This is a genomic window from Pseudomonas sp. BRM28, from assembly GCF_002939405.1.
Lineage (GTDB): Bacteria > Pseudomonadota > Gammaproteobacteria > Pseudomonadales > Pseudomonadaceae > Aquipseudomonas > Aquipseudomonas palmensis.
Window position 1 is genome coordinate 4,516,059 of sequence record NZ_PEFV01000001.1, and the last position, 6,766, is coordinate 4,522,824.

The following is a 6,766-nucleotide window of genomic DNA, read 5'->3' on the forward strand; positions in this document are numbered from 1 at the left end:
AGTGGAAGAGACAATCTCACTGCTGTTGACGTGAAAACCGTAGGCGAATTTAGGGCGAATGGGCCGCGCTGACACCGATCTGGCAAGGCCCGAAGATGTCCTGCAACTGACCGTTCTCGTGCAGTTGCTGCAACAGACGGGCAAAGGCCTCGCCACTGATCGGTGCCTGGGGACGCAGCAGTGCGTAATGGTGATAGGTCTGGTCGGTACGCTCGGAGGCCAGGAACTGGCCTCGGTAATCCTCGTGGCGCGCCAGAAAGTCGTACAGGTACGAACGGGTCACCAAGGCCACGTCGGCGCGGTCGCGCTGCACCATCATCAGGTTGCTGTCGTGGGAATAGGTCAGGGTGGCGCCGAATGTTTGCTGCAGGTACCTGGCGTCGGCATTGAAACCGGCGAAGGCGTAGTGATAGCCGCTGTACAACGCCAGGCGCTTGCCCTGCAGGCTGTCGAAGTAGCCCTGGCCGCGGCCTTCGATATTGTGCGTGACGAAGACTTCGGCATCTTCGAGGCCGAGATCGACCTTGACGAAGTCGATGCCTTTCCAGCCCCAGTCAGGGTTTTCGAAGATCGCCATGTCGATGCGACCCTCGTTGAAGTCGCGAAAGCGTCGCGGTATGGAGGTGGGCACCAGCGTGAAATGGTAGGTGTCCTGAAGCGCGTTCAAGGCCTGGATCAACTGCGCCAGCAGGCCGCTGTCGGTATCGCGTTCGGGATTGACGGTGTACGGCGGAAAGTGCGCTGCGCCGATCCTGATCTGCTCCTGGGCACACGCCGGTGTGGTCAGCCACGCCACCGCGAGCATCGACAGGGAGAGCACGACCTGTGGCAGTGACGCTGAACTCAAGGCAACACACTCTTTACGGGTTCGCGCCTAAACTAGGCGTTTTCCTACGCTTGCACAACTGGCAGAACCATCAGGCAAATGTCCACGGGATACCGCACAGGCCACAGATTGGCTACGCTCAGGCGAGTATCTGTCAAGGAGCCTGCCATGGGCCACTGGTTGGTGATCGACCTGGAAGCTACCACCGACGAGGGTGGCTGGCCGATCGAAGACATGGAAATCATCGAGATCGGCGCCAGCCTGGTCAACCGCGAAGGCCGCGAGGTGGACCACTTCCAGCGCTTCGTCAAACCCCGGCGGCGCCCGCTGCTGACGCCCTTTTGCCGTGAGCTGACGCATATCGCCCAGGCGGACATCGACGCCGCCGCCTCCTTTGCCAAGGTGTGGGACGGGTTCGAGCACTGGCTGCAGCATCAGCAGGCGCACCTGCAGGGCTGGGTCAGCTGGGGCGACTACGATCGCCGCCAGCTGCTGCAGGAATGGCAGGTGCACCAGGTGCACAGCCTGCTGGCCGACACCTGCCACCTCAACCTCAAGCAGCGCTTCGCCAAGGCCCGCCACCTGAAACGCCCGCCCGGGCTCAAGGGCGCGCTGGCCCTGGCCGGGCTGCAGTTTGTCGGGCAGCAGCACCGCGCCCTGGAAGATGCGCGCAATACCGCACGCCTGCTGCCGCTGAGCCTGCCGGCCCAGGGCGCCTGAAAGCGGATGACGCCACCGGGAGGCTTGGGCATACTGGCCAGCCCTTTTTTGCCCCTTTCAGGAGTCGCCCATGTTTAAGGTCAACGAGTACTTTGATGGCACGGTCAAGTCGATCGCCTTCACCAGCGCCGAAGGCCCGGCCACTGTCGGCGTGATGGCCCCGGGCGAGTACGAGTTCGGTACGGCCAAGCGCGAGATCATGCACGTGGTGTCCGGCGCCCTGATCGTCAAGCTGCCGGGCAGCGACAACTGGGAAACCTTTACCGCCGGCAGCCAGTTCAATGTGCCGGCCGACAGCAAGTTCCAGTTGCAGGTGAAGGTCGATACCGCCTACCTGTGCGAATACCGCGACTGATTCAAAGGCTTCGCCGACAAGGCCGGCTCCTGCAGGGGACTGTGGTCGTTGCAGGAGCCGGCCTTGCCGGCGAAGCGGCCATCAGCGTAAAAACGCCACGATGCTGTCCGCCGCCGCCCCCAGGTGGTGCGCATGGCTGAACCCCGAGGCCTTCAGCGGCTTCAAGTCATGATCCCCTGCCACCAGCCAGCACAGCTCGATGGCTGACGACAGTGCATACCCCTCCACCGTCTCGCGATTGCCCAGCGCATCACGCTCGCCCTGCACGATCAGGGTTGGCGTCTTCAGTTCGGCCAGGTGCGCCACCCGCGGCTTCTCGGGCTTGCCTGCGGCATAGAACGGATACCCCAGGCACACCAGCGCATCCACCCCCAGTTCGTCCGCCACCAGGCTGGCCATGCGCCCGCCCATGGACTTGCCGCCGATCACCAGCGGCCCAGCGACCAATGGTCGCACCTGGGCCACCACTTCGCGCCAGCAGTCGAGCAGGCGGGCCTGGGGGTTTGGCGGCCTTCTGCCACCATCGAGCCGGCGCTGGGCCATGTAGGGAAACTCGAAGCGCAGTACCGCCAGCCCTTGCGCGGCAAGCCTCTGCGCCATGTCGGTCATGAACGCGCTGTCCATGGGTGCGCCCGCGCCGTGGGCCAGGATCAGGCACCCCAGGGGCGACGCATCTGCCTGATTTTGCGGGGCATCGTACAACCAGCCGCGTTGTTCGACCCACTGCGCCCATTGATCCCCGTCAATACCGGCCACTTGCCCATTACTCATGCTTGCCTCGCTGTTTAGCCTGCCTATAACCGTGGATGGGAACCCATACATGAACACAACCAGCAGTACCGCCTACAACTACCAGGTGGTCCGCCAATTCGCCATTATGACGGTGGTGTGGGGAATCGTCGGGATGGGGCTCGGCGTTTTTCTCGCCGCGCAGCTCGTCTGGCCTTCACTCAACTTCGACCTCCCGTGGACCAGCTTCGGGCGCCTGCGCCCCTTGCACACCAACGCGGTGATCTTCGCCTTCGGGGGCTGTGCACTGTTCGCCGCCTCCTACTACTCGGTACAGCGTACCTGCCAGACCGTGCTGTTCTCGCCACGCCTTGCCGCCTTTACCTTCTGGGGCTGGCAACTGGTGATCGTGCTCGCGGCCATCAGCCTGCCGCTGGGTTATACCAGCTCCAAGGAATACGCCGAACTGGAATGGCCGATCGACATCCTGATCACCATCGTCTGGGTGGCCTACGCCGTGGTGTTCTTCGGCACCCTGATGAAGCGCACCACCAAGCACATCTACGTGGGTAACTGGTTCTTCGGTGCGTTCATCATCACCGTGGCGATCCTGCATATCGTCAACAACCTGGAAATCCCGGTCAGCCTGACCAAGTCGTACTCGCTGTACGGCGGCGCCACCGACGCGATGGTGCAATGGTGGTACGGCCACAACGCCGTAGGCTTCTTCCTGACCGCAGGCTTCCTGGGCATGATGTACTACTTCGTGCCCAAGCAGGCCGAGCGCCCGGTGTACTCGTATCGCCTGTCGATCGTGCACTTCTGGGCCCTGATCACCCTGTACATCTGGGCCGGCCCGCACCACCTGCACTACACCGCCCTGCCCGACTGGGCGCAGTCGCTGGGCATGGTGATGTCGCTGATCCTGCTGGCGCCCAGCTGGGGCGGCATGATCAACGGCATGATGACCCTCTCGGGCGCCTGGCATAAGCTGCGCAGCNAATCGCCTGCAGCAGGTTCTGCCAGTGCCGGGCCAGACGCTCGATGGTCGCGGCGTCGAACAGATCGGTGGCATACGTGAAGCTTGCCGAGAAGCCAGTCGGCGATTCGGCGGTGTTGAGCGTCAGGTCGAACTGCGCGCTGTGGGTGTCCCACTGCAGGTTTTCGACCTGCAGCGCATCCGAGTGGTCTGATGCCTGCCGCGTTTCATTGACCAGCCCGCGATGGTTGTACATGGCCTGGAACAGCGGTGTGACGCTCATGCTGCGGGTGGGTTGCAGCGCTTCGACCAGGTAGCCGAAAGGCAACTCCTGATACTGCTGTGCTTCGAGCGACGTCTGCTTCACCTGCTGCAACAGTGCCTCAAAGCTCGATGCGGTGCTGAAGTCGGCCTTGTAGACCTGGGTGTTGACGAAGAAGCCGATCAGACCCTCGGTCTCGACCCGGTTGCGGTTGGCCACTGGCACGCCGACGCGGATGTCCGCCTGACGACTGTAGCGGTGCAGAAGGGTCTGGAATGAGGCCAGCAACAGCATGAAAGGGGTCACGTTGTGCGATTGGGCCAGGTGTTTGAGACGCTGGGCGACGGTGTGATCGAGGTCGACATCCAGGCGCGCTCCGCGGTGGCTTTGCTCGGAGGGGCGCGGGCGGTCCAGTGGCAACTCCAGCACCGACTGCTCACCACCGAGCTTTTCAGTCCAGTACTGCAACTGCCGCTCACGTTCGCCGGCTTCCATCCAGCGTCGCTGCCAGATGGCGTAGTCGGCGTACTGGATCGGCAGCTCGGGCAACGTCACCTCGCGCCCCTGGCTGTAGCCGGCATACAACTGCACCAGGTCGCTGACCATGATCTCCAGCGAGGCGGCGTCCGACACGATGTGGTGCTGAACCAGCACCAGCACATGCTCGTCCGGCGCCGAGGATGCTAACGCGATGCGCAACAGAGGGCCGTGCTCCAGGTCGAACGGGGCCTGTGTCTGCGCCTGGACAAAGGCCAGAACCGCCGCCTCTGTCTGGGTGTCCAGCACATGACGCGCAATTTCCAGCGTCAGGTGCGGGGCAATGCGCTGCACCGGGCCGTCGTGGGTCTGGGTGAAGGTGGTGCGCAGGGCCTGGTGGCGTGCGACCAGGGCGTTGAAACTGCGCTCCAGCGCGTTCGCGTTCAACGGGCCCTTCATGCGCAGCGCAATGCAGATGTGGTAGGCCGCACTCTGCGGCTCCAGCTGCCAGAGGAACCACTGACGCTCCTGTGCGAAGGATAGCGGAACCGTCTCGACCTCCGACTGCACCTGCGGGATCGGCAGGTTGGCCGGCGACACGCCTTCGCCGAGCATTTTTTCGAGAAATACTTTGCGCTTGTCCAGCGGGAGGGTGATGAATCGCTTGGCGATCCGTGCAGCCATGTCCTTGTCCATCACACTTCCTCCAATTCGTCGAACAGTGCTTCGAGTTTGCTGAGTTTCGTGGTGTCGACCTGTGCACCGAGTTGCGCCACCTGTGCAGTGAAATCACCCAGAACAGGGAATTGGAACAGCTCGTGCGGGCTCACCTGTATCCCCACATCCAGTTGCATGCGTGACATCACGCGAATCACCATCAAGGAATGTCCACCCAGTTCGAAGAAGTTGTCGTGCAGGCCGATGCGCTCGCAGCCGAGCACGTGCTGCCAGATGGCAGCAATGCGCTGCTCCAGCTCGCTTTGCGGGGCCACATATTCACGTTGCAGCTGGCTGACATCGGGCTTGGGCAGCGCCTTGCGCTCCAGCTTGCCGTTCGGGCTCAGCGGCATCTGCTTCAGCCACACCCATTGCGCCGGGATCATGTAGTCCGGCAGATGTGCACTCAGTGCGTGCCTGAGGTGCTCGCGCAGGTCGTCCTGCCCGGCACCAGCGCTTGGCACCACATACCCCACCAGTTGCTGGCCGGTGGCACCCTCGATCGCCAGCACCACCGCTTCGCGCACGGCGTCGAGTGCCATCAGGCGTGCCTCGATTTCACCCAGCTCGATGCGCAGGCCGCGGATCTTCACCTGATGATCGATACGCCCGCGGTATTCGATCACGCCGTCGGCGCGGTAGCAGGCAAGGTCGCCGGTGCGGTACAGGCGCTTGCCTTCGCCGAACGGGCTGGTGACAAAGCGCTCGGCAGTCAGTGCGGCGCGGCGGTGGTAACCCCGCGCCAGGCCTTCGCCGGCCAGGTAGAGCTCACCGGTGACGCCCGCCGGCAACAGCCCCAGGTCGTCGCCGAGGATGTAGGTCTGCAGGTTGGCAATCGGCTGGCCGATCGGTACGCCATCCTTGCCTTCCTCGCGGCAGGTCCAGTGAGTCACGTCGATGGCGGCTTCGGTAGGGCCATACAGGTTGTACAGGCCGGCGTTCGGCAACTTGGCGAACACCTGCTGCTGCGCGTCCACCGGCAGGGCCTCGCCGCTGCAGACGATGCGGGTGAGGCTGGTGCAGCGCGGCACACCGGCATCCAGCAGGAAGGCCTGCAGCATCGACGGTACGAAGTGCAGGGTGCTGACCTGGTGCTGGTTGATCAGCGCTACCAGCCTGGCCGGGTCGCGGTGGTCGCCAGGAGCAGCGACCACAAGGCGCGCACCGGTCATCAGCGGCCAGAAGAACTCCCACACCGACACGTCGAAGCTGAACGGGGTCTTCTGCAGTACCGTGTCGCTGGCGTCCAGAGCGTAGGCCTGCTGCATCCAGCACAGGCGGTTGGTGAGTGCGCTGTGGCGGTTGCCGGCGCCCTTGGGATTGCCGGTGGAACCGGAGGTGTAGATGACGTAGGCCAGGTTCTCCGGGTGCAGGGCAATGTCCGGGTTGCTCTGGGCGTGCTCGCTCAGGTCCAGCGTGTCCAGGGCCAGCAGCGGTAGGCCTTCGGGCACCGGCAACTGTGCCAGCAGGTGCTGCTGGGTCAGCAGCAGGGCGATGCCGCTGTCGTCGAACAGGTAGCCCAGGCGCTCGTGCGGGTATTCCGGGTCCAGCGGCACGTAGGCGCCACCGGCCTTGAGGGTCGCCAGCAGGGCGACGACCATCTCGATGCTGCGTTCCATGGCGATGCCGACCAGCACGTCGGGGCCGACACCGCGTGCAATCAGCGCATGGGCGAGCTGGTTGGCACGGCTGTTGAGTTCG

Annotated in this window: 6 protein-coding genes and 1 pseudogene; 3 read left to right on the forward strand and 4 right to left on the reverse strand. The window is 63.8% G+C overall.

Annotated elements, in window-relative coordinates:
* Positions 1-49: 49 nt before the first annotated feature.
* The gene (locus CR917_RS20995) at positions 50-805 is read right to left on the reverse strand and encodes an ABC transporter substrate-binding protein (RefSeq protein WP_104573205.1); all 756 of its coding nucleotides are present in this window, start codon (positions 803-805) and stop codon (positions 50-52) included.
* A gap of 189 nt (positions 806-994) precedes the next feature.
* Between CR917_RS20995 and CR917_RS21000 the strand changes: the two genes are divergently transcribed.
* A complete protein-coding gene (locus tag CR917_RS21000) occupies positions 995-1,546 on the forward strand; it encodes an exonuclease domain-containing protein (RefSeq protein WP_043862393.1) in 552 nt (183 codons plus the stop codon).
* Between the two features lie 70 nt (positions 1,547-1,616).
* Positions 1,617-1,901 carry a pyrimidine/purine nucleoside phosphorylase gene (locus CR917_RS21005; protein ID WP_043862392.1) on the forward strand — a complete coding sequence of 95 codons (285 nt, stop codon included), beginning with the start codon at positions 1,617-1,619 and terminating at the stop codon, positions 1,899-1,901.
* 81 nt (positions 1,902-1,982) lie between these two features.
* Here the strand turns inward: CR917_RS21005 and CR917_RS21010 are convergent, their stop codons facing one another.
* Positions 1,983-2,672 carry an alpha/beta fold hydrolase gene (locus tag CR917_RS21010; RefSeq protein ID WP_043862391.1) on the reverse strand — a complete coding sequence of 230 codons (690 nt, stop codon included), beginning with the start codon at positions 2,670-2,672 and terminating at the stop codon, positions 1,983-1,985.
* A 49-nt stretch (positions 2,673-2,721) separates the two neighbouring features.
* Here CR917_RS21010 and CR917_RS21015 point away from each other — a divergent pair.
* Positions 2,722-3,630, forward strand: a pseudogene (locus CR917_RS21015) (cbb3-type cytochrome c oxidase subunit I); the annotation flags it as partial.
* Here the strand turns inward: CR917_RS21015 and CR917_RS21020 are convergent.
* Both CR917_RS21020 and CR917_RS21025 read right to left on the reverse strand, forming a co-directional pair.
* Positions 3,584-5,044 carry a condensation domain-containing protein gene (locus CR917_RS21020; RefSeq protein WP_104572912.1) on the reverse strand — a complete coding sequence of 487 codons (1,461 nt, stop codon included), beginning with the start codon at positions 5,042-5,044 and terminating at the stop codon, positions 3,584-3,586. The pseudogene CR917_RS21015 and the gene CR917_RS21020 overlap by 47 nt on opposite strands.
* Positions 5,044-6,766: amino acid adenylation domain-containing protein (locus CR917_RS21025; protein WP_146095049.1), on the reverse strand; the 1,723-nt coding region annotated here is incomplete at its 5' end. The genes CR917_RS21020 and CR917_RS21025, both read right to left, overlap by 1 nt.